Origin of the sequence: Gluconobacter sp. P5H9_a, from assembly GCF_018812085.1 — a bacterium.
Classification (GTDB): domain Bacteria; phylum Pseudomonadota; class Alphaproteobacteria; order Acetobacterales; family Acetobacteraceae; genus Gluconobacter.
The window spans coordinates 17,720-41,163 of the sequence record NZ_JACRVW010000021.1; the positions used below are offsets into that span (position 1 = coordinate 17,720).

General features: G+C 56.9%; 23 protein-coding genes. 9 read left to right on the top strand and 14 right to left on the bottom strand.

Annotation, left to right across the window (positions count from 1 at the left end):
- Nucleotides 1–19 precede the first annotated feature (19 nt).
- A complete protein-coding gene (locus tag KP708_RS14200) occupies nucleotides 20–1,246 on the bottom strand; it encodes an alanine--glyoxylate aminotransferase family protein (RefSeq protein WP_215751038.1) in 1,227 nt (408 codons plus the stop codon).
- On the bottom strand, nucleotides 1,243–2,478 hold the full coding sequence (locus KP708_RS14205; RefSeq protein WP_215751039.1) for an allantoate amidohydrolase: 1,236 nt from the start codon (nucleotides 2,476–2,478) through the stop codon (nucleotides 1,243–1,245). The genes KP708_RS14200 and KP708_RS14205 overlap by 4 nt, the downstream gene beginning before the upstream one ends.
- A 101-nt stretch (nucleotides 2,479–2,579) precedes the next feature.
- Here KP708_RS14205 and KP708_RS14210 point away from each other — a divergent pair, with 101 nt between their 5' ends.
- Entirely contained in the window at nucleotides 2,580–3,461 is an 882-nt protein-coding gene (locus tag KP708_RS14210) for a LysR family transcriptional regulator (protein ID WP_215751040.1), read from the top strand.
- A 39-nt stretch (nucleotides 3,462–3,500) separates the two neighbouring features.
- Nucleotides 3,501–5,066: a gamma-glutamyltransferase family protein gene (locus KP708_RS14215; protein ID WP_305798411.1), complete on the top strand. Its 1,566-nt coding sequence runs from the start codon at nucleotides 3,501–3,503 to the stop codon at nucleotides 5,064–5,066.
- A gap of 46 nt (nucleotides 5,067–5,112) precedes the next feature.
- Here the strand turns inward: KP708_RS14215 and KP708_RS14220 are convergent, their stop codons facing one another.
- The 4 genes from KP708_RS14220 to KP708_RS14235 are packed head-to-tail and all read right to left on the bottom strand — an operon-like array spanning nucleotide 5,113 to nucleotide 7,819.
- A complete protein-coding gene (locus KP708_RS14220; RefSeq protein ID WP_215751042.1) occupies nucleotides 5,113–6,447 on the bottom strand; it encodes an AtzE family amidohydrolase in 1,335 nt (444 codons plus the stop codon).
- Nucleotides 6,444–6,623: a DUF4089 domain-containing protein gene (locus tag KP708_RS14225; protein ID WP_046900228.1), complete on the bottom strand. Its 180-nt coding sequence runs from the start codon at nucleotides 6,621–6,623 to the stop codon at nucleotides 6,444–6,446. The genes KP708_RS14220 and KP708_RS14225 overlap by 4 nt, the downstream gene beginning before the upstream one ends.
- Nucleotides 6,624–6,654: 31 nt before the next feature.
- Complete coding sequence (hpxZ, locus tag KP708_RS14230) at nucleotides 6,655–7,035, bottom strand: oxalurate catabolism protein HpxZ (protein ID WP_215751043.1); 381 nt, start codon at nucleotides 7,033–7,035, stop codon at nucleotides 6,655–6,657.
- A 1-nt stretch (nucleotide 7,036) separates the two neighbouring features.
- Nucleotides 7,037–7,819 carry a DeoR/GlpR family DNA-binding transcription regulator gene (locus KP708_RS14235; protein ID WP_215751044.1) on the bottom strand — a complete coding sequence of 261 codons (783 nt, stop codon included), beginning with the start codon at nucleotides 7,817–7,819 and terminating at the stop codon, nucleotides 7,037–7,039.
- Nucleotides 7,820–7,997: 178 nt separating this feature from the next.
- Between KP708_RS14235 and KP708_RS14240 the strand changes: the two genes are divergently transcribed.
- Genes KP708_RS14240 through nagA form a run of 5 tightly spaced genes read left to right on the top strand, consistent with a single transcriptional unit; the run spans nucleotide 7,998 to nucleotide 13,595 of the window.
- Nucleotides 7,998–8,957 carry an N-acetylglucosamine kinase gene (locus tag KP708_RS14240; protein ID WP_371822778.1) on the top strand — a complete coding sequence of 320 codons (960 nt, stop codon included), beginning with the start codon at nucleotides 7,998–8,000 and terminating at the stop codon, nucleotides 8,955–8,957.
- Nucleotides 8,958–8,968: 11 nt separating this feature from the next.
- Nucleotides 8,969–9,922 carry an SIS domain-containing protein gene (locus KP708_RS14245; protein WP_215751045.1) on the top strand — a complete coding sequence of 318 codons (954 nt, stop codon included), beginning with the start codon at nucleotides 8,969–8,971 and terminating at the stop codon, nucleotides 9,920–9,922.
- Nucleotides 9,923–9,925: 3 nt separating this feature from the next.
- Complete coding sequence (locus KP708_RS14250; RefSeq protein ID WP_215751046.1) at nucleotides 9,926–11,212, top strand: D-tagatose-bisphosphate aldolase, class II, non-catalytic subunit; 1,287 nt, start codon at nucleotides 9,926–9,928, stop codon at nucleotides 11,210–11,212.
- Nucleotides 11,209–12,489: a glucose/galactose MFS transporter gene (gluP, locus tag KP708_RS14255; RefSeq protein WP_215751047.1), complete on the top strand. Its 1,281-nt coding sequence runs from the start codon at nucleotides 11,209–11,211 to the stop codon at nucleotides 12,487–12,489. The genes KP708_RS14250 and gluP overlap by 4 nt, the downstream gene beginning before the upstream one ends.
- The gene (gene nagA, locus KP708_RS14260; protein WP_215751048.1) at nucleotides 12,486–13,595 is read left to right on the top strand and encodes an N-acetylglucosamine-6-phosphate deacetylase; all 1,110 of its coding nucleotides are present in this window, start codon (nucleotides 12,486–12,488) and stop codon (nucleotides 13,593–13,595) included. Before gluP ends, nagA begins: the two co-directional genes overlap by 4 nt.
- Nucleotides 13,596–13,621: 26 nt before the next feature.
- Here the strand turns inward: nagA and KP708_RS14265 are convergent, their stop codons facing one another.
- Entirely contained in the window at nucleotides 13,622–15,367 is a 1,746-nt protein-coding gene (locus KP708_RS14265; RefSeq protein WP_215751049.1) for an alpha-glucosidase, read from the bottom strand.
- Between the two features lie 207 nt (nucleotides 15,368–15,574).
- On the opposite strand from KP708_RS14265, the gene KP708_RS14270 reads away from it, so the two are divergent.
- The gene (locus tag KP708_RS14270; RefSeq protein ID WP_202208098.1) at nucleotides 15,575–16,219 is read left to right on the top strand and encodes a D-sedoheptulose 7-phosphate isomerase; all 645 of its coding nucleotides are present in this window, start codon (nucleotides 15,575–15,577) and stop codon (nucleotides 16,217–16,219) included.
- Nucleotides 16,220–16,295: 76 nt separating this feature from the next.
- Here KP708_RS14270 and KP708_RS14275 read toward each other — a convergent pair whose 3' ends face one another.
- From KP708_RS14275 to KP708_RS14285, 3 genes are all read right to left on the bottom strand, one after another.
- Nucleotides 16,296–17,201 (bottom strand): NAD(P)-dependent oxidoreductase, encoded by a 906-nt coding sequence (locus KP708_RS14275; RefSeq protein ID WP_215751050.1) that lies wholly within the window; start codon nucleotides 17,199–17,201, stop codon nucleotides 16,296–16,298.
- Between the two features lie 205 nt (nucleotides 17,202–17,406).
- A complete protein-coding gene (locus tag KP708_RS14280) occupies nucleotides 17,407–17,574 on the bottom strand; it encodes a hypothetical protein (RefSeq protein WP_167386170.1) in 168 nt (55 codons plus the stop codon).
- A gap of 78 nt (nucleotides 17,575–17,652) precedes the next feature.
- On the bottom strand, nucleotides 17,653–19,212 hold the full coding sequence (locus KP708_RS14285) for a carbohydrate porin (protein WP_252347532.1): 1,560 nt from the start codon (nucleotides 19,210–19,212) through the stop codon (nucleotides 17,653–17,655).
- Nucleotides 19,213–19,458: 246 nt separating this feature from the next.
- Here KP708_RS14285 and flgH point away from each other — a divergent pair, with 246 nt between their 5' ends.
- Nucleotides 19,459–20,205 carry a flagellar basal body L-ring protein FlgH gene (gene flgH / locus KP708_RS14290; RefSeq protein ID WP_215751051.1) on the top strand — a complete coding sequence of 249 codons (747 nt, stop codon included), beginning with the start codon at nucleotides 19,459–19,461 and terminating at the stop codon, nucleotides 20,203–20,205.
- 59 nt (nucleotides 20,206–20,264) lie between these two features.
- On the opposite strand, the gene KP708_RS14295 is transcribed toward flgH, so the two are convergent.
- The 4 genes from KP708_RS14295 to KP708_RS14310 all read right to left on the bottom strand — a co-directional run.
- Nucleotides 20,265–21,512: a hypothetical protein gene (locus KP708_RS14295; RefSeq protein WP_215751052.1), complete on the bottom strand. Its 1,248-nt coding sequence runs from the start codon at nucleotides 21,510–21,512 to the stop codon at nucleotides 20,265–20,267.
- 3 nt (nucleotides 21,513–21,515) lie between these two features.
- Nucleotides 21,516–21,950, bottom strand: coding sequence for a biopolymer transporter ExbD (locus KP708_RS14300; RefSeq protein WP_202208094.1), 435 nt, complete (start codon nucleotides 21,948–21,950; stop codon nucleotides 21,516–21,518).
- 73 nt (nucleotides 21,951–22,023) lie between these two features.
- Nucleotides 22,024–22,449 (bottom strand): biopolymer transporter ExbD, encoded by a 426-nt coding sequence (locus KP708_RS14305; protein WP_202208093.1) that lies wholly within the window; start codon nucleotides 22,447–22,449, stop codon nucleotides 22,024–22,026.
- A 4-nt stretch (nucleotides 22,450–22,453) separates the two neighbouring features.
- A partial coding sequence (locus tag KP708_RS14310; RefSeq protein WP_215757205.1) for a MotA/TolQ/ExbB proton channel family protein occupies nucleotides 22,454–23,444 on the bottom strand: 991 nt, incomplete at its 5' end.

Consider the following 23,444-nt stretch of genomic DNA (forward strand, 5'->3'; position numbering starts at 1 on the left):
AATCTGAGTAATAAATTCTTCAGGTTGCATCCCAAACGGCACGGGCAGCATCAACTCCAGCGCCACGCGGCAGACTGACACCCTCGCCTGCAAGAACAGCCTCAAACGCAGCCAGGGTCAGCAGAACCTTGTGCTTCTGCGCATTTACACCCATAGCGCCAATACGCCAGATCTTGCCGGTCAGTGGACCGAAAGACGAGACGATCTCGATTTCAAAGTCCTTGCGCATCAACTCGCGAACACGGGCATTATCAACCCCTTCCGGAACCCATACGCCAGTCACATTGGTCATCCGCGTAGCATCGTCGCCATAGACGCGCAGCCCCATCGCCCGCAGACCGGCCACCATGGCCCGTCCAGCACGCGTATGACGTGCGACACGAGCATCCACACCTTCCTCAACCACGATCCGAGCAGCCTCGCGGGACGCATAAAGCATGGACGTCGCTTCGGTGTGGTGGTTCATCCGTGCCGGAGACCAGTAATTCATGAGCATCGCCAGATCGAAGTAATTCGACTGAATTACCGGCCCCTCGCCCTGCGGCTGGCCCGTAGCAATACCCGCCTCATCATGGCGCCGACGCAGGATGGCCTTCACGGCACGATCCGATAGCGTGATCGGCGCAGAACCCGGCGGTCCACCCAGGCATTTCTGAAGCCCAGCGGTGGCGACATCGATGTTCCAGGCGTCCGTCTTGAATTCCATGCCACCCAGCGTCGCAGTCGCATCGACATACAGAAGGACATTATGACGGCGACAGATCGCACCAATTTCAGCAAGAGGCTGCGCAGTCGTGGTGGACGTGTCACCGTGCACGGTCGCGACAAGGCCAGGCTTGTGTTCGATGATGGCAGCTTCAATGGCAGCCGGATCAACGACCTGCCCCCACTCAACATCTACGGGGCAGGGAATGCCACCACACCGGTGAACAATCTCTGTCAGCAGAAGACCAAAGCGCCCGATCCGCGGGATAAGCACCTTCATACCCGGAGAAACCAGCGAAACCAGAGCAGCCTCAATGGCCGAGCGGGCAGAACCGTTGATCAGCAGCGTCCAGTGGTTTTTTGTCTGAAAGACTTCCCGGTACAGCGCCATGGTTTCATCCATGTAAGCCGTCATTTCCGGGTCCATCTGGCCAATGACGTCCGTTGCCATAGCTCGCAGAATGCGTGGGTGCACATTGGCAGGCCCTGCACCCATCAGCAGGCGCGACGGCGGATCAATTTGAGCAAAAGACGAAGTCATGACTGATATTCCTTGACGAAAGCGAGCAGGGCGCGATGGGCGAGTTCAACATCTTCCACAAGCACCGTCTCATCTGGATGATGGCTCAGGCCACCCGGACTGCGAATAAACAGCATACCCATCGGGCAGAAGCCTGCCATAGCCATGCTGTCGTGCCCGGCGCCACTGAGAAGCCGTGGGGCGGAACGCCCTGTCACCGTTTCAACAGCCGAAGCGAACCGTTCAATGATCCCTGGGGAGCAGGCAGCCGCTGCCAATTTCTGTGGAGCTGTAAAGGAAACCTCTAGTCCGCGCCGGTTCGCAATGTCCCGAATATCGGACCTGATGCCCTCCGCCAGCGCATCACGGAGTTCATTGGAGCCTGCACGCATATCCAGTGAAAACCAGACATCTCCGGGAATGACGTTAGACGTGTTGGGCGTCACTTCCATCTGTCCAACCGTTGCGACGAGGTTTCCGGCGCCGTTCACTCCACGCTTTTCCACAGCCAGCATCATCTCTGCGGCCCCAGCTAGTGCGTCGCGGCGCAAGGTCATTGGCGTAGTACCAGCATGATCGGCCTGCCCCTTGACCATGACGCGCTGGCGGGTCTGGGCAGCAATCGCGGTCACGACGCCCAAGGGCTCATCCGCAGCTTCCAGACAAGGGCCCTGTTCGATATGCGGCTCGATAAACGCCAGGATATCCTCTGGTCGGCGCGTTGCATTCTTTAGCTGCGACGGGTCCAGACCATATGCCAGCATCGCGTCGGCAACCGTCATGCCTTGAGAATCCGTTACGCCCTGAGGAACGGCACTGATCTCCCCCGTCATCGTTCGGGAGCAGATCATGGGAACAGGAAACCGGGATCCCTCCTCGTCACCAAACCCAATAACCTCGATCGAGAATGGAAAGCGTGTGTCCTGTTCCTTCAAGGCTGCAACCAGCTCGATTCCCAGCATCACCCCGAGGTTGCCGTCAAAAGCTCCCCCATTCCGCACCGTATCAAGATGCGAACCAATCAGGAGAACCGGGGCCTTTGGGTTCGTGCCCTCATAGCGACCAACCAGATTACCCACGGCATCCGTTCGCACATCCATACCCGCTTCTTCCATCCAGATCTGGACCTGAGCGAGGGTATGCCGATAAGATGTTCCGAGCCAGTAACGGAAAAGGCTACCAGCCGTCTCGCTGAATGGAGGTTCAACGAGAATGCGGCACCGTTGAACGGCACGGGCTCCGTGGGCTGTCATTTTGTCTCCGCCAGAAGGACGTACAATCTTGGATAAAGTTTGCGCTCATAACGGGACCAGATCAAGTTGACCTCGTGATAAAACTCACCCCACATATTCGCATGAAAGATCAAACCCACCTTGATCCCATGCATCTTCAGTCGTTTTTGGCGGTCGCAGAAACTCTGCATTTCACGTCTGCCGCTCAGATGCTGGGTGTCAGTCAGTCGACCATCAGCCAGCATGTCAGCCGACTGGAAGAGCAACTGGGCACCCGTCTCCTGGCACGCAGCACCAAGACCGTCCGCCTCACGGAAAACGGCACGGCCCTCGTCTCATTAGGGCAACGCCTTCTGCAGGTTGAAGACAGTCTGTTTGCCTATTTTCGGGATGGTACACCGCGCGGCACCATACGGCTGGGGGTAACGGAAGACCTGCTCTTAACGCGTTTCCCGGAAATTCTGGGTGTCTTTCGCGCTGCCCATCCGTCTCTTCAGATCACAATGACAGTCGGGCTCAGTGCGTCCCTGACGCGCCTTCTGGACAATGACGAAATTGATCTGCTCTGCGGTATGCGGCGCTCTTCCGAAACGCATGGTCAAAAGCTCTGGACCGAAGAGTTACGGTGGTTTGGCCCAGCGCAAACACCATTCACAGAAAGCCAGTCCATTCCACTGGTGACGTTCCCGGAAGGCAGCGTCACCCGGCGCCTTGCAATCGAAGCCCTGAACCGTGCCGAACTCCCCTGGCACATCGCCTTCACCAGCGGCAATCTGAGCGCAATTCTGGCCGCTGTCCGTGCAGGATACGGCATTACGGCGCAGCCTGGGTTTCTGCGAGAGTCTGATGGGCTTTCCCTTTGCGAAATGCCCTCCCTGCCGCGCATCCCGAATGTCGATTTCATTGCGGCCACACGTCACCAGACGGCTCAGGGGCCAGAAGAGCTGCTGATCCAGACTTTGTGTGACCATATCTCCCGCCTCCAATCTTCCCCTCCTGCCTGACGGGTATTTTCCATGCAGACGCCCAATTCTCTCCGCGGGATGGTGACATCCCCTCATCACCTCGCAAGTCAGGCAGGACTGGACGTCCTGAAGGATGGCGGGACAGCTATTGAAGCCATTGTAGCAACAGCCGCCGCACTGGCTGCGGTCTACCCCCACATGACTGGCCTCGGAGGGGACTCGTTCTGGCTGATTTCCTATCCGAACGGGCAGACCATGGCGATTGATGCCTGCGGACGGCTGGCCAGAAATGCCACGCTGGATCTGTATGCTCAGGCTGGCCACAGCGTCATCCCTTGGCGCGGCGGTCTGGCGGCCAATACCGTCGCCGGAACGGTCTCTGGATGGGAAGCAGCCCTGAAAGAAAGTGCCAAGCAACAGCCCTCTCTCCCGCTAGATCGCCTCCTGCGCGATGCCATCCATTATGCCAGCACAGGACGCGTCGTTTCGGAGAGCGAAGCCGCACTTCTGAAGGAAAAGCAGGCAGAGCTTTGTGGAAACGAGGCATTTCGGTCTTTCTGCATCCCTGACGATATTCCCTGGCAGGAAGGGGAAATTCAGACCTCCCCTATTCTGGCGGCTACACTCCGAAGCCTCGCGCATCACGGTCTGCGGAGTTTTTATGAGGGCGATCTGGCAAAAGGCATGGCGGCCGATCTTGAGGCCGCTGGCAGCCCCCTGCGTCTGGACGACTTCCTGTCTCATCGCGCTGAAGTCAAAGCGCCGCTGGATGTTCAGACGTCGATGGGGACGCTCTATAATATGGCACCCCCAACACAGGGTGCAGCCTCTCTGCTGATCCTCGCGCTGGAAGATCGTCTTCCACAATGCGACGCGCCAGAAAGTTATGAGCACCTTCACGGACTGATCGAGGCCACGAAGCAGGCTTTTCGTTACCGAAATCGCGAAATCGATGGCCGCTCAACCGCGGAAGACGATATTCGCGCCCTTCTGCAAAACCCGTCAGCGCTGGACGAAATGGCCGCCCGCATTTCCATGACAGAAGCATTCCCTTGGACGGAAGAAACCCAGTGGGGCGACACGACCTGGATGGGTGCCATTGATAGCAATGGTGTAGCCGTCAGCATGATCCAGAGCCTCTATTTCGAGTTTGGCTCCGGTGTGATGCTGCCGCAAAGCGGTCTGTTCTGGCAGAACCGTGGATCTTCATTCCGCCTGAAACCCTCTGGCTGGAACTGCCTGCTTCCAGGCTCAAAGCCTTTCCACACCCTGAACCCCGCTGCTGCGCGTCTCAATGATGGCCGCGTCATGGTTTACGGAACCATGGGGGGTGAAGGCCAACCCCAGACACAGGCCGCCGTTTTCAGCCGCTATGCCCGACACGGTGTTCCACTGCAGGAGGCGATCTGCCGTCCCCGCTGGCTCCTGGGTCGCACATGGGGGCAGGAAAGTACGTCGCTCAAACTGGAGCCTGGATTTGATCCGACGGTGGTGCAGGCTCTTCACGATGCAGGACATGTGATTGAGCAGCTTCCTGGCATGTCATCCATCATGGGACATGCCGGAGCCATCGTAAGGCATGCGAATGGTCGCCTCGAAGGGGCTACCGACCCACGCAGCGATGGTTCCGTGGCGGCCTGGTAACTTAAAGAGAAGGAGGCGCTCCTGTAAAAGCGCCTCCTTCTCATGCTCAGACCAATCGAGCTTCGGCAGTTCCATCCCGCTCAAGGGATTCACCTAGAGCCAGAAGAAGATCTTCCCTGCCCGGGCGCGCAATAAGCTGGGCTCCCAACGGCAGTCCTGCCGTTTTCATCGGGACCGTCAAAACCGGGAAGCCTGCCAACGTCAGCGGTTGCGTATAAAGCCCCAGATTGGCACGCGCAGAGACCATTTTACCCCCTACTTCAATCAATGGCTGATCAAAGCGCGGTGCCTCACCCACCACAGCAGGCGCCAGCAGAATATCTGCATCAGCAAAAGCCTCGTGCATCCGTGCGCGGAACCAGTTCCTCAGACGATGCGCCTGAAAAATCAGGGAAGCCGGCAAAAGGGCACCAGCAAGCAGACGGTCACGCACTGACGGATCGTAATCTTTCGCCTGTGTGCGCAGCCGATGCAGATGAAGTGCTGCTCCTTCCGAGGCACTGATCACGAAAGCAGACGCTCTCGCCCGCGCAACTTCAGGGAGTTCCACCGTATTTTTGGCACCAAGCCGGGCCGCCAGTGCGTTTACTGCTTCCTGCATGGAAGCGGACATGTTCTCCGCAAACCATCCACCCAGACGCGCCACTTTCAAGCCACCAACATCAACAGGTGCGTTTTCCGTCCGTACCAATGCCTCAAAACACGCTCTCAAGCCTCCCGCACTGTCCGCAAAAGGCCCAACTGTGTCGAGGCTGGCCACAAACGGGTAGCTACCCTCAATTGGAAAACGCCCCTGCGTTCCACGAAGTCCCCAAACACCACACAAGGAGGCCGGAACGCGGATGGACCCATTGGTATCGGACCCCAGTCCAAGCGAAAACAGGCGCGCCGCCACCCCAGCCGCTGACCCACCTGACGAGCCACCCGCCAAATGATCCGGCGCATGCGGGTTACGCGTGACGCCATGGTGGGCGTTGTCGGTCGCAAACCCGTAAGCGAACTCGTCCATGTTTGTCAGTGCTACAGGGATGGCTCCAGCGTCGATCAGACGTGCCACGAGTGCGGCATCCCGCGTCGCAGGCGGATCATTTGCCAGCACCTTCGAACCCGCTGTCGTGACCTGACCGGCCACATCAAACAGATCCTTGATCCCGAATGGAATACCCGCCAACGCGCCAGGATCACGGCCTTCCGCAACAGCAGAATCAACCGCAGCGGCAGCGGCAAATGCCCGATCCGTGAGGGGACGCGTGACGCAATTCAATGCTCCATCCCGCTCGGCGATGTCTGCAAAAACAGCTTTGGTCACGTCCGTTGCAGATAACTCGCCGCTTCGAACACGCGCAGCAATGTCCAGCGTGCGAAATTCAAGCCCGCTCATGGTTCGTACTCGAACGCAGGCTCAAGCCTGTCTGACAGTTCCATTCCCTCGATCAGGGTCGCATAGGAACGCAGAAGGTCGAGGTTCATCCGAACGCCCTTATGAAATTCAGCGGGTATCACAAGGCCATTCGCCGTTGCGAGAACCTCGATTTCTTTATCTTCCGAAAGATTCATGCTGCTGCCGTCGCCTCTTCAGAGTCAGTCTTCAGGATATGTCGGCCATCAGGGAAACATGCGCAGCCAGAATCTTCCAGCCATTCTGTGTACGAAACCATGTCTGACTCTGACGGCCGATTTTGGAACCACCCCGGCGTTGAAACTCCAGATCAACCACGGCAGCATCCTGACCAATCACCGTGATGACGCGTTTCAGCACATCCCGTGGCGGAGAGCCTCCTGGCCGCTGCTTCCGGAATTCCCTGATTTCTTCGATGCCATAGAGATTTTCACCAACCCCGTACCGGACTGTCTCCGGCCCCGCATAAAAGAGGTCATCCAGGGTCTGAAGATCATTCTCACCCAACGCTTTTTCATAAAGATCAGCCAGGCCTGAAATCTCAGCCAGAATTTTGGGCTCGTTCAGCATCCTATATTTTTCCTTCTGCATGCCCTGCGAGCACGACGTCATGCCCGTCGTCTCGCAGAGACTGAACCTGTCGGGCATCAAGATCGGTATCTGTAAATATACAGGAAACCTGATCCAGGAACCCGACACTGTAAGTGGAATGGCGCGCAAATTTTGTACTATCCACAAGAAGAAAGCACGTATCCGTCCGCTTCATCATAAGCGCGTTGAGCTTGGCTTCTTCCTCATCAGGCGTCGAAATCGTCGCATCTGCCTGCACAGCACTGGCGCCGAGAAATACCTGATCGAACCAGAGTTTCTCCAGTGCCTGCTCTGCCAAAAGTCCGACCAGACTGCGATTGGTATGCCTCACTCTGCCACCCAGAAGAATCGTCTCGACACCTTCAACACCGCTCAGCATTTCCGAGACCATGATGTTGTTGGAAAAGACCGTCAGCGGCATGGGAGAAATGCGAAGACGTCGCGCGAGCTGCAGAACGGTTGTCCCGGCGTCGAAGAAAACCTTTGATTCTCGCTCGATACGGCAAAAGGCCAGATCCGCAATGGCTCGCTTGTGTTCGAGTGCGTGATTTTCCCGCGCCTCAAACGCCACCTCTCGATCGATGGAAGCAGTCAGGGAAGCACGGCCGCGTGTCCGGATGACAATGCCCTGCTCTTCAAGCAACTGAAGATCCCGCCGGATCGTCGCAAGAGAGGCATCCACCTGTCGGGCCAGTTCGTGGACACCACTCATTCCGTTCAGGTAAAGGTAATGCCGGATCTGAGCCAGCCGGTCAGAAGCCAAAAGACGCTCTCCCTACTGAGCCATGACACGGTGCGCCTCAGCATACCCATATTTTTCAAAAAACACTCATAAAATGATCGAAATCGGAACGTTTCGCTCAGAAAGATGACTTGACATGACTGGCCTCTGACTAGTCTGATCAGATGAGGATCGTACTACCCGCAAAGAAAGCCTGGCCGTGACTGAACCCTGTATCGCAGCGATTGATGGCGGGGGCAGCAAGACTCTCCTTGTTGTCCTTCGTCAGGATGGAACAGTCGCCGTGAGCCGGCAGACAGGTGGAACAAACCCTTTCGATCAACCGCTTTGGCGCGAGAGGCTGACAGGCCTCCTTCAGGCACTCCCTGTCGAGACCCAGTCTGTCGGACTTGGACTAGCCGGATACGGCGAAAGTGAAACGCTTTGCGCCCGGCAAAAAAATGCTGTCTCCGAAAATCTCCGAGACATTCCATACTCCCTCACAAATGATGTGGACATGGCCTGTTCAGCCGCGTTTGGGGGGCAGCCCGGCATTCTTCTTCTGTCTGGCACAGGTTCCATGGCATGGGCGTCCGATGCTGCGGGCAAGCATTGCCGGGTCGGCGGATGGGGTAGCCTGTTTGGCGATGAAGGCAGCGCCTACCAGATCGGCCGAAACGCTCTGGCACTTCTGACGCATATTCTGGATGGTCGAAACACACAGGATGCCGGCTTCCTGGCGCCCTTCACTGAGGCCATGGGCTTGCCATCCAGCCCGGAACTCTGCACGCCCGCCCTTCTGGAATGGTACGGCACTCTTGAGCACCCCCGCTCTGCCGTTGCAGCTCTCGCCCGTCACGTATCTGCCCTGGCCGAAGACGGTTGTGTCCCGGCCATGGCTCTTCTGGACCAGGCCGCATCCGATCTGGCCACGCATATCATTGCGGCGCGTAGAAAAATGCCGGAATTAGACCTTCCCTGGAGCTATGCGGGCGGTACGCTTCAAAGCGCGTACCTGCGAAATGCCATCGCAAAACAATGCGGAGCACCTCGCCCGCCCCTTCTCCCTCCCATTGGCGGAGGCCTCATTTCTGCCGCCCGCCAAGCCGGATGGGCAGCAGATACACATTGGATTCAATCCCTCTCCCGTACCCTCGACACCGTAGGCTCAGGGGCCTGAAAGGTTTTCTTATGAACGCTACCGAGCGCGGTATTCGCAAACAGTTTCCCCTCTGGAACCAGGTAGACATGCAGGATGTGCATCCAGACCCGGAGACTTTCACGGTCGTCGTGGGCTGTGGCACATCAGTTCATATTGCAGATTCAATCGCGGCAAGCCTGAACGCCAACGGTGTGTTTTCGCGTGCCGTTGCAGGCAATGAGTGGACACGCCGCCCGCAGGATTATGTGCCGTCCTCAATCCGCCCAAACATTCTGGCTCTTTCACGCAGCGGAGAGTCGACTGAGACAGTCGCCGCTGCCATCGAAAGCCGAAAGAACGGGCTGCACGTCACGGCTTTCACCTGCGCGGAAGAGACCAGTCTCGAGAAGAACGCTGACGAAACCGTCTTGGCCGAAACCCATGCGGAAGAAGGCATCGTCATGACAGCGTCGGCCAGTTTGATGCTGCTGATGGGCCTGCGTTATGCGGGTATTTCCGTCACGCCGGAAACAACAAAGGCTGCCGAGGAACTCCTTAACGCCGCAGATCCGCAGCTTAAGGCTCTGATCAATGGCCGTTCCCATTTCGTGTTCCTGGGCGCTGGAGCACTTTATGGCGTTGCCCGCGAAGGCTCCCTGAAACTTCAGGAAATGAGCCTCAGCCAGACGGAGGCGCATCATCCACTGGAATACCGTCACGGCCCGATCAGCCTGATTGATAACAGCTCTCTCGTCGTCTTCCTGTACCACCCAGACACGCTGGAAGAAGAGAGCATTCTTGCCAAGGATCTGATCGGCAAGGGCGCACGCGTTCTCGGCATTGGTGGCCCCGGCACCGTCTCTCTTTCCGTTAAGGAAGGCGCAGATGTTCGCCCGCTGGTCGTTCTGCCAGTGCTTCAGCTTTTCGGCGAATATGTCGCGCGCTCAAAGGGATTGGATACTCTGGCCCCTCGTCATCTGACCAAAGTTGTGACGATCGCCTGATTCATGAGCCTTTCTCCGTTCCTGAACCTCGTTCGCCAGACGCACGATCCAGACGTTCCGAAAGCCCAACGTCAAGGCCTGACCTCTGTCTGTTCCGCACACCCATTGGTACTGGAGGCAGCGCTTCAACGCGCTGCCCAGACCAAGAGACATGTCCTGATCGAGGCAACCTGCAATCAGGTCAATCAGGATGGGGGTTATACCGGCATGACCCCGGCAGATTTCCGGGATCTTGTGCTTGGAATTGCCGCTAAAGTCGGCTGCCCGGCGCATCTTGTTCTGCTGGGCGGCGACCATCTTGGCCCCAATCCATGGAAATCCCTGCCCGCGCAGGAAGCCATGAACAAGGCCCTGACCATGATCGAAGCCTTTGCGAAAGCAGGCTTCGTCAAACTGCATCTTGATGCCAGCATGGGCTGCACGGGCGAGCCGGTTGCGCTTTCCGATGAAACCGTTGCCGAACGCGCCTGCGCCCTTGCACAGCGCGCCGAAAGCGCGGCTCCCGGTCAGGCCGTCTATATCATTGGAACGGAAGTCCCTGTTCCGGGTGGTGCGGCTGAGGCTCTGGACCATTTGGAGCCAACATCTCCAGACGCTGCCACTGCAACACTTCAGGTTCATGAAACGCTGTTTCGCCGGGTTCTGGGCGATGATGTCTGGGGCCGTGTGATCGGCCTTGTCGTCCAGCCGGGCGTGGAATTCGGTGTAGAAGACGTCGTGATTTACGACCGGCCACGTGCGCAATCCCTCTCGGCCACGCTGAACCAGATGTCGGGCCAGATCTTTGAGGCCCATTCGACCGATTATCAGCCTCTCTCCGCCCTGCGCGCGCTTGTGGAAGACGGCTTCCTGCTTCTGAAAGTCGGACCCGGCCTGACCTTTGCCCTGCGTGAAGCCCTGTATGGGCTGGACAGCATCCGCTCCGTCCTTCTGCCGCAACAGGAAAGCCTGCGGGCGGCTATGGAACGGATCATGACGCAGCAGCCTGCGCAGTGGCGTGGGCATTATGAAGGCACGGAGAGCAAGCTCGCCATTCTCCGTCACTATGCGTACAGCGACCGCATCCGCTATTACTGGCCTCAACCTGATGCGGAAGCCGCCGTTGAAACGCTTCTGCGCCAGCTTGAGGAAACAGGGCTGCCAGACCCGCTTCTGAGCCAATTCCTGCCTGTGCAGTACGAAAAAATCCGCGACGGACTGCTTCCACGGCATCCGCGCGCCATAATTCTTTCCGCAATCGACACAGTTCTTGGCCTGTACGATCAGGCCTGTGGAGCAGAAGTGACATGAACCGTTCCCCGGATAGCCTGACTGGCTCATACGGCCTTGGTCCACTTGGTGTTGCCGCCGCCATCTTCTTCATGATGGGTTTTGTGACCTGGCTGAACGGACCACTGATCTCGTTTGTCCGGGTTGCGTTCTCACTGGGAGACGTCAGCGCCTTTCTGGTGCCTCTGGTCTTCTACCTGTCGTATTTCCTGTTCTCCATTCCCGCATCATTTGTCGCCCGTTCACTAGGTCTACGTCGCGGTCTGTCTGGAGCACTGGTTTTATGTGCGGCAGGCGTGACCCTCTTCGGGCAATTCGTCTCCATGCGCATTTATGGCGGCGCACTGGCTGGGCTTCTGGTGCTGGGTTCAGGGCTTGCACTGATGCAAGTCGTCATCAACCCACTGGTCAGCCTGCTTGGTCCGTCCGAACGGGCCGCCCAGCGTATCGCCATCATGGGTGTCTGTAATAAATTTGCCGGCATTCTGGCGCCTATCGTCCTGGCCACAGTCGTCATGGGCGATATCGGGAATGTCGCGGAGAAAGCGCAGCTTGCTGCAACACCAGAAGCACGAGACGCCATTCTAAACAGCTTCGTCCATGCCATTTATGCGCCCTATATGAGCATGGCTGTCGTTCTTCTGGTCGCTGCCGTGGGCGTGATCTTTTTCCCCCTGCCGGAACTTCAGGCTCCGCCACTTCCAAGCGTGAGCGGAAGCAGTGAGAAAATCTTCCGGCCGCATCTCGTCTTCGGCATTGCAGCCATGTTCATTTATGTCGGTATCGAAGTCATGGCGGGCGACGCTATCGGGACATATGGGCAGGGCTTTGGCCTTCCCCTAAGCGAGACCAAGTTCTTCACCTCCCTGACCCTCGCCGGAATGCTGGCTGGTTATGTCGCCGGGTTCGTTGTTGTTCCACGCATCATCACGCAGGAACGCTTTCTTGAATTCTCCTGCATTGGCGGCTGCATCCTGACCATTGCGGCCTTCCTGACACATGGTTACGCCTCCGTACTTTGCGTCGCTCTGCTGGGCGCCACAAATGCTATGATCATGCCGACGATCTTCCCAATTGCCATTCGGGGTGCCGGCCCTTGGACCCCGTTGGCATCGGCCTTGATTGTCATGGCGTATAGCGGCGGTGCGATCATTCCGCAGATCTATGTCCTGCTGAAGCCTTATGTCGGGTTTCAGGCAATGTTCGCCCTCCTCGTTCTGCCATCCTATCTCGCAGTTCTTTTCTACGCTCGCCGCTACGGACAGACGGGCCTTCTCCCACTGGACCAGAAACAATGACGTCTCATCTCGATGGAAATCTCGTACTCCGGGACCGGATCGTCCCCGGTCGCGTGACCTTCGGCACCCATATCCACGATCTTGAGCCACTGAAAAACGCCGGCAATCGTTACATTCTTCCGGGCTTCATTGATGGACATGTTCACGGTGGCGGTGGGGCCGACACCATGGACGGCGTGGAAGCCATTGAAACACTGTCCCGGTTCCACATGTCTCACGGCACTACGACCATTCTCCCGACAACCATTACGGCACCCTGGAATGACGTAATGAATGCCCTGAGAGCCGTTGCGGAAGTCTGTGAACGCGGGGTGGAAAACGGTCCGCGCATTCATGGAGCCCATTTGGAAGGGCCGTTTGTGAGTCCCCACAAGCTGGGTGCGCAGCCCCCCTTTGCCATTCCTCCCTCCCCTGACCGGGTTCATGAAGCTGTCGAAACCGGGTGTGTCCGCGTCGTCACGCTTGCTCCCGAACTGGACCATGCAGAAAGTGCCATGCGCAGTTTTGCAGCGGCTGGCGTAAGGGTCAGTCTCGGCCATACCACCACAGATTATGAAGGCGCCGAACGCGCCATCTGCCTCGTCTGTGGAACTGGCGGCACCGTCGGTGCGACCCATCTTTTCAACGCCATGTCTGCAATTGAGGGGCGCAAACCCGGCCCTGTAACGGCACTCATGTGCAGCGATACCGCTTATGCGGAGATGATCTTCGACACATACCATGTGCACCCCGCCAGCTTTCGTCTGGCCTCACGCGTTATGGGAGACCGCCTCCTGTTCGTAACAGATGCCATGCGGGGAACGGGTGAACCGGAAGGCCCCAGCAGTCTGGGAGGGCAGGACGTCCTGATCCAGGACGGCGTTGTCCGCCTTCCCGGCGGCTCTCTGGCAGGAAGTGTCCTGACCCTTGATCAGGCTGTGCGCAACGCCGTGCAGGCCGGGAAGTCACTTCCGGAGGCTGCACGGCTCGTTAGCACCAATGCAGCGACTTATCTTGGCCTTCATGATCGGGGCACAATCACTCCCGACCTCCTGGCCGATTTCACCGTTCTGGATGACACGCTGCAAATCGCGGAAGTCTGGGTTGGTGGGCAAAGAACTTTTTGAGGCTGCCTAACTGAGCAGACGTCTCTTCAGATATCCGCGGGTGGTGCCAGCCGATAAACGCCTGCCTGCCAGGGCTTCAGATCAGGCAGCACGTCCGCTGCCTGAGCAGACGTGCTGTCGATCAGAACCTCAGATATTTTCAGACCATGCGGCAGAATATAGTGTTCTTGTTCCCCACACATATTGATCAGAACAAGTAACTGCTCGTCCTCTAGCGTACGCGTAAACGCAATCACCGAAGGGTGGTCTGGATCCACGTCTTCAAATGTACCGTAAATCAGCGCCTGATGCGTAGCTCGCAGCTGAATCAAGTGCCGGTAATAGTTTAGAATCGAATTAGGATCAGCTTCCTGCTGAGCAACATTGATGTCTGTGTGATTTGGATTGATCCGAAACCAAGGCACACCACTCGTAAAACCCGCGCGCGACGTTCCATCCCATTGCATAGGTGTTCGTGCATTATCCCGGCTGATTTTTGAAAGACTGGACAGAACCTCTTTCGCAGACATTTTTCCAATGCCCACAGTATTTTCCCAGATACCCTTAGCGTTGATGTCCTCGAAATCCTCGATCCCATCGAACCGGATATTCGTCATGCCAATTTCCTGCCCCTGATAGATATAGGGCGTCCCACGTCGCATCAGGAGCATTGTTGCCAGAGCCTTGGCTGATGGGCCGTGCCCTTCGGGCGACGGATCTCCAAACCATGAGACAGCTCGGGGATTATCGTGGTTTTCCAGAAAAGATGTCAGCCAGCCCTCTGGACCAGAAGAGGTGTCTTCCCCCCTCAGAACGGCCTTGAGATCCTTGATCGTCCAGTCCTGTACCTGCCAGTCATGGCGACCAAGGCGGACAATTTCGAAATGAAAAACCATTGTCATTTCCCTTCGGCTTTCCGCAACAAAAGCCGGGGTCTCTTCAAACGGAACGCCAAAAGCTTCTCCGACCGTCAGCAGGTCCCGGTCAGCGAAAACCTCCCGATGCATTTCCTGGAGATAGTCATGCACCTTGGGGCCTGTGACATAAACATGCTCCAGACTTTCCATCTCGGCGAGCGTAAGGTCTCTGAGGCCTGATAACTTGGACAGAAAGCAGATTGCGTCCAGCCGAAAGCCAGACACACCACGGTCGAGCCAGAAACGCATCATGCTATATATTTCTTCTCGGACCTGGGGGTTTTCCCAGTTCAAATCGGGCTGCTCCCGGGCAAAATAGTGCAAATAATATTGCCCTGTCGCTTCATCCTTCTCCCATGCACTCCCGCCAAAAATGGACAGATAGTTGTTGGGCGGACCGCTATCCCGGCCATCCCTCCAGATATAGAAATCACGGTAGGGATTATCCCGCCCGGCTCGGCTCTGCCGAAACCATGCATGCTGATCACTCGTGTGGTTGGCGACAATATCCACAATGAGCTTCATACCCCGGGCATTTAATCCTGCTACCAGACGGTCAAAGTCTTCCATGGTCCCCTGAAGGGGATCGACTTTGCGGTAATCCCGGATGTCATACCCGTTATCAACATTCGGGCTGTCATAGTGCGGGGCCAGCCAGATCACCTGTACGCCGAGCGATTGCAGATAATCCAACCGGCTGATGAGACCCGGAAGATCTCCTATTCCATCCCCGTCGCTATCACAGAATGACCGTGTATAGACCTGATAAACCACAGCTTCCTTCCACCAGCGCCTCTTGTCGGGCGTATTGGCTTCACTGGCACGAAGGGCTGTCAGGAATGGTGCGTTGGAATCGTTGGGGGAAGGCTGTGACATCCGGGCTATCTCCTCGCGGATATAAGCCTTCAACGACGCACCAGGAAAAAGCGTTTCAACCTTTACCGTACAAGTTAACGAGACTGCTTTATCAGTCAGTCGCTTGACAGATGCGCTTCGAAACAGTCTGTGTCTCTGGCATGTCGGTGAGCCTGAAGGAGCTACGCCACCGCCCTTTCTATTGCGCTCCAGGAGTTCTTGACCCTGATGTCCACGAACCAGACATCCACCCTGCTGAATGATCTTTCTGCTTCCGAACGGAATTATATGCAGGATTATCTTACCCAGTCAGCCGAGACGATGGTGGCCTTCTCGAAAGATGAAGCTTGCTCAGAAATGATGGCAGGCATTGCATTGACCATCACATCCGCGCTGCAGGATGATGGAAAGCTGCTGGTTGCCGGAAATGGCGGAAGCGCGGCGGATGCCCAGCACATTGCTGGCGAATTCACAGCCCGCCTGATGTATGACCGTCGCCCACTGGCCGCTATTGCCCTAACAACGGACACATCCAGCCTGACGGCCATCGGCAACGACTATGGCTTCGACCACGTCTTTTCCCGACAGGTGCTTGCTCTGGGTCGCAAGGGAGACGTTTTCCTCGGCATTACCACATCCGGGCGTTCGCCGAATATCGTGGAAGCACTCAAGGCTGCTCGCTCGCAAGGGGTCACAACCATCGTCTTTACAGGCCAGACGTCGGTCGAAATTCCAGAAGCGGACTTCGTACTCCGCGTTCCTTCTGCATGGACGCCCCTGATCCAGCAGATGCATATTACAGCCGCACACATTGTCTGCGCGCTGGTTGAGCGGGCGCTATGCCCACAATCCTCCATTCACGAACAGCACTGAGCAGGCACCAGTGAACTGAGCATGGACCCAGCAGACAGACCCTGGTCACTGTCCGCCGGGTCCATGCCCTGAATTATCAGGACCGGATGCGCCAGCGCCAGTCGTTCAGAACTTCCTCAAGAGTGTTTCTCCAGGAGATCTGCGCCGTCCAGCCCAGAATGCGTTGAGCTTCAGACGGATCACCCCGCATATTCTGCAGTCCTGACGGTGTCTGACGCGTAGAATCCAGGCAGATGTCTGCTTTGACGCTCGCCATCTCCATCAGGTCATTCAACATGGCACGAACCGTTCTGGTCTCACCGCTGCAAATGTTCAGGATCGTGCCATCCGCAGGAGCCTCGGGTAGCGTCAGGGCATCGATATAAGCATCACAGGCGTCCCGAACATTTATGATGTCATACCCAACATCCGGATGGTTTATCGTAATGGTCGTCTGCTGGTGCGCCTCAACCCGAGCGACCTGAGCGGCCAGAAAGGGTAGGATGGCATTCGGATCCTGATCGCTTCCAGCTTGCGTGAAGGGCCGCATCCGTACAGCGTGCAGACCCTCTTTCGCCATCATTCCTACCGCCATATCAGCCGCCGCCTTACTGGCTGCATAAGAATTCAACGGTGCTACAGTCGCAGTTTCGTTTAGGGGAACGCCTTCCGCAAAAGAGGCACCATAAATTTCAGCTGAAGACACATAGACAAAACGGATGTGACGGGCGTGTTTCTGAAACGTCTCCGCCAGATTCATCGTTCCGTCCAGATTGACTTTCCAGGCACGCTGCGTGTCCTGACTGGCCTCCAGAACCGATGACACGGCAGCAAGGTGAATGCAGGCATCGGGCCGTGTGTCCTGTACCACACGCTCTACAGCCTCACGGTCCAGAATATTCAGTTGCCCTTCAATCAGAACATGATCGGGTATCCGGTCCTTAAGGCGTGTTTTCAAATGGGTTCCAACAAACCCAAGACCACCCGTAAGAAGAATTCGCATTGCCTGCCCTCACACCGACCACCCTAAGGAGCCGAGAGGGTCAGAGGACGTAAGAAGCGAATTTTCCGAAACGGGCAGCATTGATCATTCTCCCATGCTGACGGGTCTGAGCACCGAACGAAGGCACGGCTATTCCGCCATCCCTTCGTTCTCGACCACATTCAGCCACGGGGCAAGAGAGAGACTCTCCTGCAGGGTGCGGGACTCAGTTCCCCAGAGAACGATCCACAGAGCGGCCGGCACGTTCGATAGGCCCCTTCGGCGGATCGACGGTGTCGCGCACCTTTTCACCAAACGTCCGGTGGTGTTCACAGGCTGTCAGCGTCACGCAGGACACGGAAAGGGCCAGAAGAAGCAATATCGATTTACGCACGTGGAGTAATCCTCCGAAAAGACGGTGAAGCCATCAGAAACGGTCTGCGCCGTTCTCGGTTCCCTGCACGTAACGAAGTTAGAAAATTTCGATATGACTCTTGAAACCCATCATGACAGCATCCCGTAAGTTCACCTGCCCGTTCGGGTTATGATAATACTGAAGGTCAGGCTCAAACGTCATCGCCCGGCCAATTGCGAACGTGTAGTTCAGTTCTGCAACCTCCTGATGCGTCTGCAAACCTGTCGCCCGATATGGCAGCGACTTGCCGGCGGCCAGAAGAATCCGTTCAGTTCTCTGCACACCTGACGCGATATGAACATACGAGACCGCCAGTCCAATCGTGTCTGATGGCCGCGCAGCCCAGAAACCTTTCCAGGTTGCGCCCAGATAGATCTGCCGGTCTCTCAGTGCCGTCCGAGGCTCGTTCAGTACGCCCCCCCCCATCAGCGTCACACCGCCCTGTGGGTTGATTCTAGAGCCTTTGATTCGTTGATCCGCCATCAACCACGTGGACCATGAACCGCTGTGTCGGGCAGCGGAATATCCGCTATCCGCATAGGGATTTCCCAGCGTATCCAGAAAGTTCTCAGACCGCCCCATCGTTTCCACGGCAATGCCCAGCTTATAATGGCCTGGATACGCAAGTTCTCCGGAAGGACGGCGGAAGATGGGCTGCCATCCAATCTCTACAGGAAAGATTTCACCCACAATATTCGAGCCATTCAGCTTGAACCCTGTTCTGTGCTGCGCGACCGAATAAATTCCCTCTTCCGCAAAATAGACACCCGTTTCGACATAAACATCCCGCCGCCAGGGACGCCCCCTCACACGCAACGCCCAGACAGACGCCGGATAAGAGCTGTAATAGGCGCTATCAGAAGCACCTTTTGGGCGACCACAGAAGCTATTGTTCACGAAGGAGCAGAACACCGTACCGGCTGCGAAATCCGAAAGCTGGGACATACGCCCCGCTGCGATTGCCAGTCGGTTCTGGAACAGGTGCTGCTCCCCATATGCCATCACAAGATGCACCACGACGTTTCCGCCACCACCATAGGTTTCCTGACTGTGAGCCAGCCAGTCTCCAAACATGCGGTTAGCCGTTGTGCCGTAGCGCCCTATGAAAATCACATGAGTCGCAAAGCCCTGAAGCTTCGCCAGACGGTTCCAATCCGTCACAATATTCAGAGCATACTGTCCGGCATTAGACGCGCCCTGCTTGTAACCATACCCTTTGGTCGGAGCCGTCACAGCACCCATCATCTCGTTCATATTGTCGAACTGGGCAATCGTTCCATGGCGCCTCAACCAACCATGAGCATCGTTCACATAGGAAAAGAGCGACGGCGGGGCAGACAGATTCCCGGCCAGATCTTCATACGCCGAAGCCTTTGGCAGGAGTTCCGCCGCTCCAGCTGAAAGCGGTGCAGCCTCTGTTTCCCCGTTGGCTTGATCAGACGCGGTACGCCCTTCAGACGAAGACGAGTCAGACGCTGGTTCGGCAGCCACCACAACGCTGGTCAAAGACAATACACATGCCGAAACGGCGATGCGCATCATACGCTGCACCACAGCCATGCGAGCCTTTTCCATGCCGTTTTTAATGTAGTCGCTTATCGAACTATCAACGCTCAAAAATGAATTTTCCTTGATGTCGCCCTCAACCTGTCCTGTTTATGCACACCACGACATTAGCTTCCATCCTGCAAATGCTGACCCTCCCACTGCATGAGCGTTGGAACGAAGACAATATGGATACTTCGACTTTCATAAACCGGAGAAAAGTGCGCTAAACACCCCACTTAGGCACAGAGTTAACCCGTTTTTTACGAAACATATGTTTGGGTCGTTTTGTTCAGAACAAACGGAATTGCCCCATACATGTTGCTTCCATCTCGTCATGCTATGCGCTGTCTGGGGCTGATCGGGCTAATACCTGCCCTCTCCGCTTGTAATTCGCTAGCCCAGCTCTCTGAGGTTGGGCGGCCGCCACGCATGACGTCCATTACCGACCCAACATTAGCAGCAAGCTATCGCCCTGTCACAATGCCCATGCCCCCCCTGCGTCCCCCTCCGCAGGAAGCCTCCAGCCTGTGGCGAAGTGGTAGCCGTGCGTTCTTCAAGGACCAGCGTGCCTCTCAGGTTGGGGATCTGGTCACGATCATTGTGGACATCACCGATAACGCTGCTTTCAATAACGGCACGACAGCCAATCGTGCTGCCAACGAAAAATTTGGAATCCCAAATCTGTTTGGAATCAAAGGACGAGTCATCGGCGCTGTAACGGGTGCTGACAGCCTGAACACGACCAGCAGTAGCGATAGCAGCGCGACAGGAAAGATCATCCGGAATGAGACGGTAACCCTTCGCCTGGCAGGAACCATCACACAGGTTCTTCCAAACGGGAATTTCGTCGTGATGGGGAAACAGGAAGTCCGGGTCAACAGTGAACTACGCGAACTCGGTGTCAGCGGCATTGTTAGGCCACAGGACATAACGGCGGACAATACCGTTACTCACGATCGGATGGCGGAAGCCCGTATTTCTTATGGCGGCAGAGGGACCATCACCCAAATCCAAACCCCTCGTTACGGACAACAGATTATGGACTCGATCTTACCATTCTAAACAAAAAAAACGCCGGGAATGACCCGGCGTTTTCCTTAAGATCTTAGCTTTTATCCAGCTCAGTGAGCGGCAGGACGAGACAGCAGAAGAGCCCAAAGTTCGGCAACGTCCTTTGCGGGACCATTCCCAGTGATGGATTCAAAGGTCTTGATGGCATCAGCCTTATGACCAGCATCCATCTGCGCCATACCAAATTCAATCTGGGCCAGATCCGGATAGTGCGGCTTCTTACCAAGCCCGGTTTTCATCAGGGCAAGGCCCTGATCAGCCTGACCATTCAGAACAAGATTATAACCTGTTGTCAGAGCAGGACCCGCAGAGGGATCCGTGGCAGCAGACGCAGCAGCCTGAGCAAGTTGTGCACGGTCAGCAGCGGCACGCTGTGCAACAAATGCGTGGAATTTCGCATCGCCAGCGGCTGTCGGACCGTTACCCAGAGACTTGTTGGCATAGCCCTGATTGAGCAGGTTCAGTGCCAATTGGGGCAGACCCAGCTGAACAGCGCGCTCACCCATGTCCTGGTAGTCGGACGGATCCTTCAGGACCCCCGTCGCCAGACGCAGACGCTCAACATAGAAAACCAGCGGCGGTGCCAGATTAGGATTTGCGACCAGATCATGGATCAGCATCGCCCAATAATCAGGCTTGGAATAATACTTGGCCAGCAGGACGTAGGCGTGCGTCTTGGCGTCCGCGTCCTTCAGGTTCGTATAAGCGGTGGCGAGCATCTGAAGCTGATTTTCAGCAGGAATCTTGCCTGCCTTGATCGTTGCGTCCACCTGCTCCTGAGCAGCCTTGGCTGTTCCTTTCCAGTCACCCTGAAGATAGTAGCACTGGATCAGCATCGTCTGCATGCGCGGGTCAGGCCCGTGTTCACGCAGGTAACGCTCAGTCGGCGGAATGGCAGCCGCATAGTTCTTGGCACCATAAGCCATGGTAGCCTGAGCCATCAGCATCTGACCCTTCGCAGCCTTCGGCGTGCGGAAGCTGTTGATGAGAACGTCATAAGCTTTGGTTGCCGCAGCCACGTTACCGGACTGAGCGGCGACCGCTGCACGCATCTGGGCAATGGTATAGGATTCGTAATCCGTCTTGCCCTTGACCGCATCCGCGGCATCCACCGCAGCCATGGCTTTTTCGTAGCTCTTCGCGGCAAGAGCACTCTGCGCCTGCTGAAGATCTTTGCCGACAGCTTGGCCCAGCACATCATCTGCATGGGCAGCAGGCCCAGCAACAAGAGCTGCACCAATAGCACCAGCCAGCAGAAGGGAGCGGGCGCTCAGACGGCGGTTAAGGGACAAAGACACGAATTACTGTCCTTCCATGAACTGATCCAGACCGACAATACCCAGCTTGGTCACGCCAAGACGCTGAGCGTCAGCCATGACGTGGGCAACCGTTTTATAATCGGCAAGACGGTCAGGATGAATATGGACCTCGGGCTGATCGCCTTCAGCAGCAGCGGCCTCAAAATGGGCCTGAAGTGCTGCTTCCGAGCTGACCGGCTCGCTGTTCCACGAAATGCTGTTGTCGTAATTGATGCTGACAGTCACCAGCTTAGGCTGCTCGGTAGACGGCGGAGGATTGCCCTGAGGCAGATCGATCGCCACCGAATGTGTCTGCAGCGGGATGGTGATGATCAGCATGATCAGCAGCACCAGCATCACGTCGATCAACGGCGTGGTGTTGATATCGACGATACCTTCGTCTTCGTGCGTGCTGTCCGATCCGACGCTCATGCCCATGACGGCGGTTCTCCAAAAGGGTGACGTGAAAGAGGTTGCCGGACCGTTCTTTCTATAACGGCCCGGCAGACCTTCAGTTCGAGTGGGGCTGCTCGGTGATGAAGTCCACGTGAGCGATACCAGCTTCCTGAGCTGTAGCGACCACCTGGCCAACTGCCAGATACTTGGCAGCACCGTCACCACGGATCTGGACCTGCGGCTGAGGCTTCTGCTTAGCCACCTCTACAAGGCGGTTCAGCAGATCCTGATGCGTTGGGACCGGTGTGGTGTTCCAGAAAACCTGGCCATTCGCAGTTACCGCCAGAACAACATTATTAGGCTTAGTCTGGGTCGGCTGATTTGCATCAACCGGCAGCTTGAGCTTCACAGTATGCGTGGCGACTGGGATGGTGATCAAGAAGATGATCAGCAGCACCAGCATGACGTCGACGAGGGGAGTGGTGTTGATTGCCGACACCACCTCGTCGTCACCGCCGCCTCCTCCGACGTTCATTCCCATAGTATCAGACCCGCTGGCTGGTGGTGATGGTGGTCGGAGCTGACATGCCGCCGTCTTCCGGAGACACGCCGTGACGGAAGCCACCGATCAGGACAGACTGAACGTCTGCAGCGAAGTTACGAACGCGATCCATAGCGCCCTTGTTACGGCGAACGAGCAGGTTGTAACCCAGAACGGCCGGAACAGCGGTTGCAAGACCAATTGCCGTCATGATGAGGGATTCACCCACCGGACCAGCAACCTTGTCGATGGACGCCTGACCTGCAATGCCGATGGCGGTCAGAGCGTGGTAAATACCCCAAACCGTGCCGAACAGACCGACGAACGGAGAGGTGGAACCCACCGTACCGAGGAACGCAAGGCCGCCCTGAAGACGCGTGTTGATGGTGTCAACGGAGCGCCCGATGGACATTTCCGTCCAGGAGTGCAGGTCGATCGCATCACGCATGGAACCTTCGTGGTGCTCTGCAGCAACAATACCGGTTTCAGCGATGTAACGGAACGGAGAAGAAGCCTTCAGGGACGCAGCGCCAGCCTGAACGGACGGCTTCGTCCAGAATTCACGGGAAGCTTCCTTGGAGGCAGCGAACACACGGCCCTGCTCCAGGAACTTCATGACCATGATGATCCAGGTACCAGCGGACATGATAACCATGATGATCAGAACGCCACGAGCGATCACGTCACCATTGGCCCACAGAGCGCCAAGACCGTACGGGTTGCCCTGCGGAGCCGGAGCTTCAGGAGCGGCCGTTGCGCTTTCACCCGGGGTGGCAGCAGCAGCAGGCGTCTGGTCAGCAGGAGCAGCTGCATCACCGGCTGCAGGTGCCGGAGCGCCAGCATCATTCGGTGCAGAAGCAGCAGGTGCAGCAGACGGGTCCGAGGACGGAGCCGGCGGCACTGCCGACGGGTCGGCCGGAGCGGCAGCCGGAGCACTCTGATCAGCCGGTGCAGGCTGAGCGAAAGCGACGGCCGGTGCGATTGCACCCGAAGCC

What these genes read in the sequence shown, in the direction of transcription:
- KP708_RS14200 (WP_215751038.1), bottom strand. Translation starts at nt 1,246, where the DNA reads ATGACTTCGTCTTTTGCTCAAATTGATCCGCCGTCGCGCCTGCTGATG.
- KP708_RS14205 (WP_215751039.1), bottom strand. Translation starts at nt 2,478, where the DNA reads ATGACAGCCCACGGAGCCCGTGCCGTTCAACGGTGCCGCATTCTCGTT.
- KP708_RS14210 (WP_215751040.1), top strand. Translation starts at nt 2,580, where the DNA reads ATGAAAGATCAAACCCACCTTGATCCCATGCATCTTCAGTCGTTTTTG.
- KP708_RS14215 (WP_305798411.1), top strand. Translation starts at nt 3,501, where the DNA reads ATGGTGACATCCCCTCATCACCTCGCAAGTCAGGCAGGACTGGACGTC.
- KP708_RS14220 (WP_215751042.1), bottom strand. Translation starts at nt 6,447, where the DNA reads ATGAGCGGGCTTGAATTTCGCACGCTGGACATTGCTGCGCGTGTTCGA.
- KP708_RS14225 (WP_046900228.1), bottom strand. Translation starts at nt 6,623, where the DNA reads ATGAATCTTTCGGAAGATAAAGAAATCGAGGTTCTCGCAACGGCGAAT.
- hpxZ (WP_215751043.1), bottom strand. Translation starts at nt 7,035, where the DNA reads ATGCTGAACGAGCCCAAAATTCTGGCTGAGATTTCAGGCCTGGCTGAT.
- KP708_RS14245 (WP_215751045.1), top strand. Translation starts at nt 8,969, where the DNA reads ATGAACGCTACCGAGCGCGGTATTCGCAAACAGTTTCCCCTCTGGAAC.
- KP708_RS14250 (WP_215751046.1), top strand. Translation starts at nt 9,926, where the DNA reads ATGAGCCTTTCTCCGTTCCTGAACCTCGTTCGCCAGACGCACGATCCA.
- gluP (WP_215751047.1), top strand. Translation starts at nt 11,209, where the DNA reads ATGAACCGTTCCCCGGATAGCCTGACTGGCTCATACGGCCTTGGTCCA.
- nagA (WP_215751048.1), top strand. Translation starts at nt 12,486, where the DNA reads ATGACGTCTCATCTCGATGGAAATCTCGTACTCCGGGACCGGATCGTC.
- KP708_RS14265 (WP_215751049.1), bottom strand. Translation starts at nt 15,367, where the DNA reads ATGTCACAGCCTTCCCCCAACGATTCCAACGCACCATTCCTGACAGCC.
- KP708_RS14270 (WP_202208098.1), top strand. Translation starts at nt 15,575, where the DNA reads ATGTCCACGAACCAGACATCCACCCTGCTGAATGATCTTTCTGCTTCC.
- KP708_RS14275 (WP_215751050.1), bottom strand. Translation starts at nt 17,201, where the DNA reads ATGCGAATTCTTCTTACGGGTGGTCTTGGGTTTGTTGGAACCCATTTG.
- flgH (WP_215751051.1), top strand. Translation starts at nt 19,459, where the DNA reads ATGTTGCTTCCATCTCGTCATGCTATGCGCTGTCTGGGGCTGATCGGG.
- KP708_RS14300 (WP_202208094.1), bottom strand. Translation starts at nt 21,950, where the DNA reads ATGGGCATGAGCGTCGGATCGGACAGCACGCACGAAGACGAAGGTATC.
- KP708_RS14305 (WP_202208093.1), bottom strand. Translation starts at nt 22,449, where the DNA reads ATGGGAATGAACGTCGGAGGAGGCGGCGGTGACGACGAGGTGGTGTCG.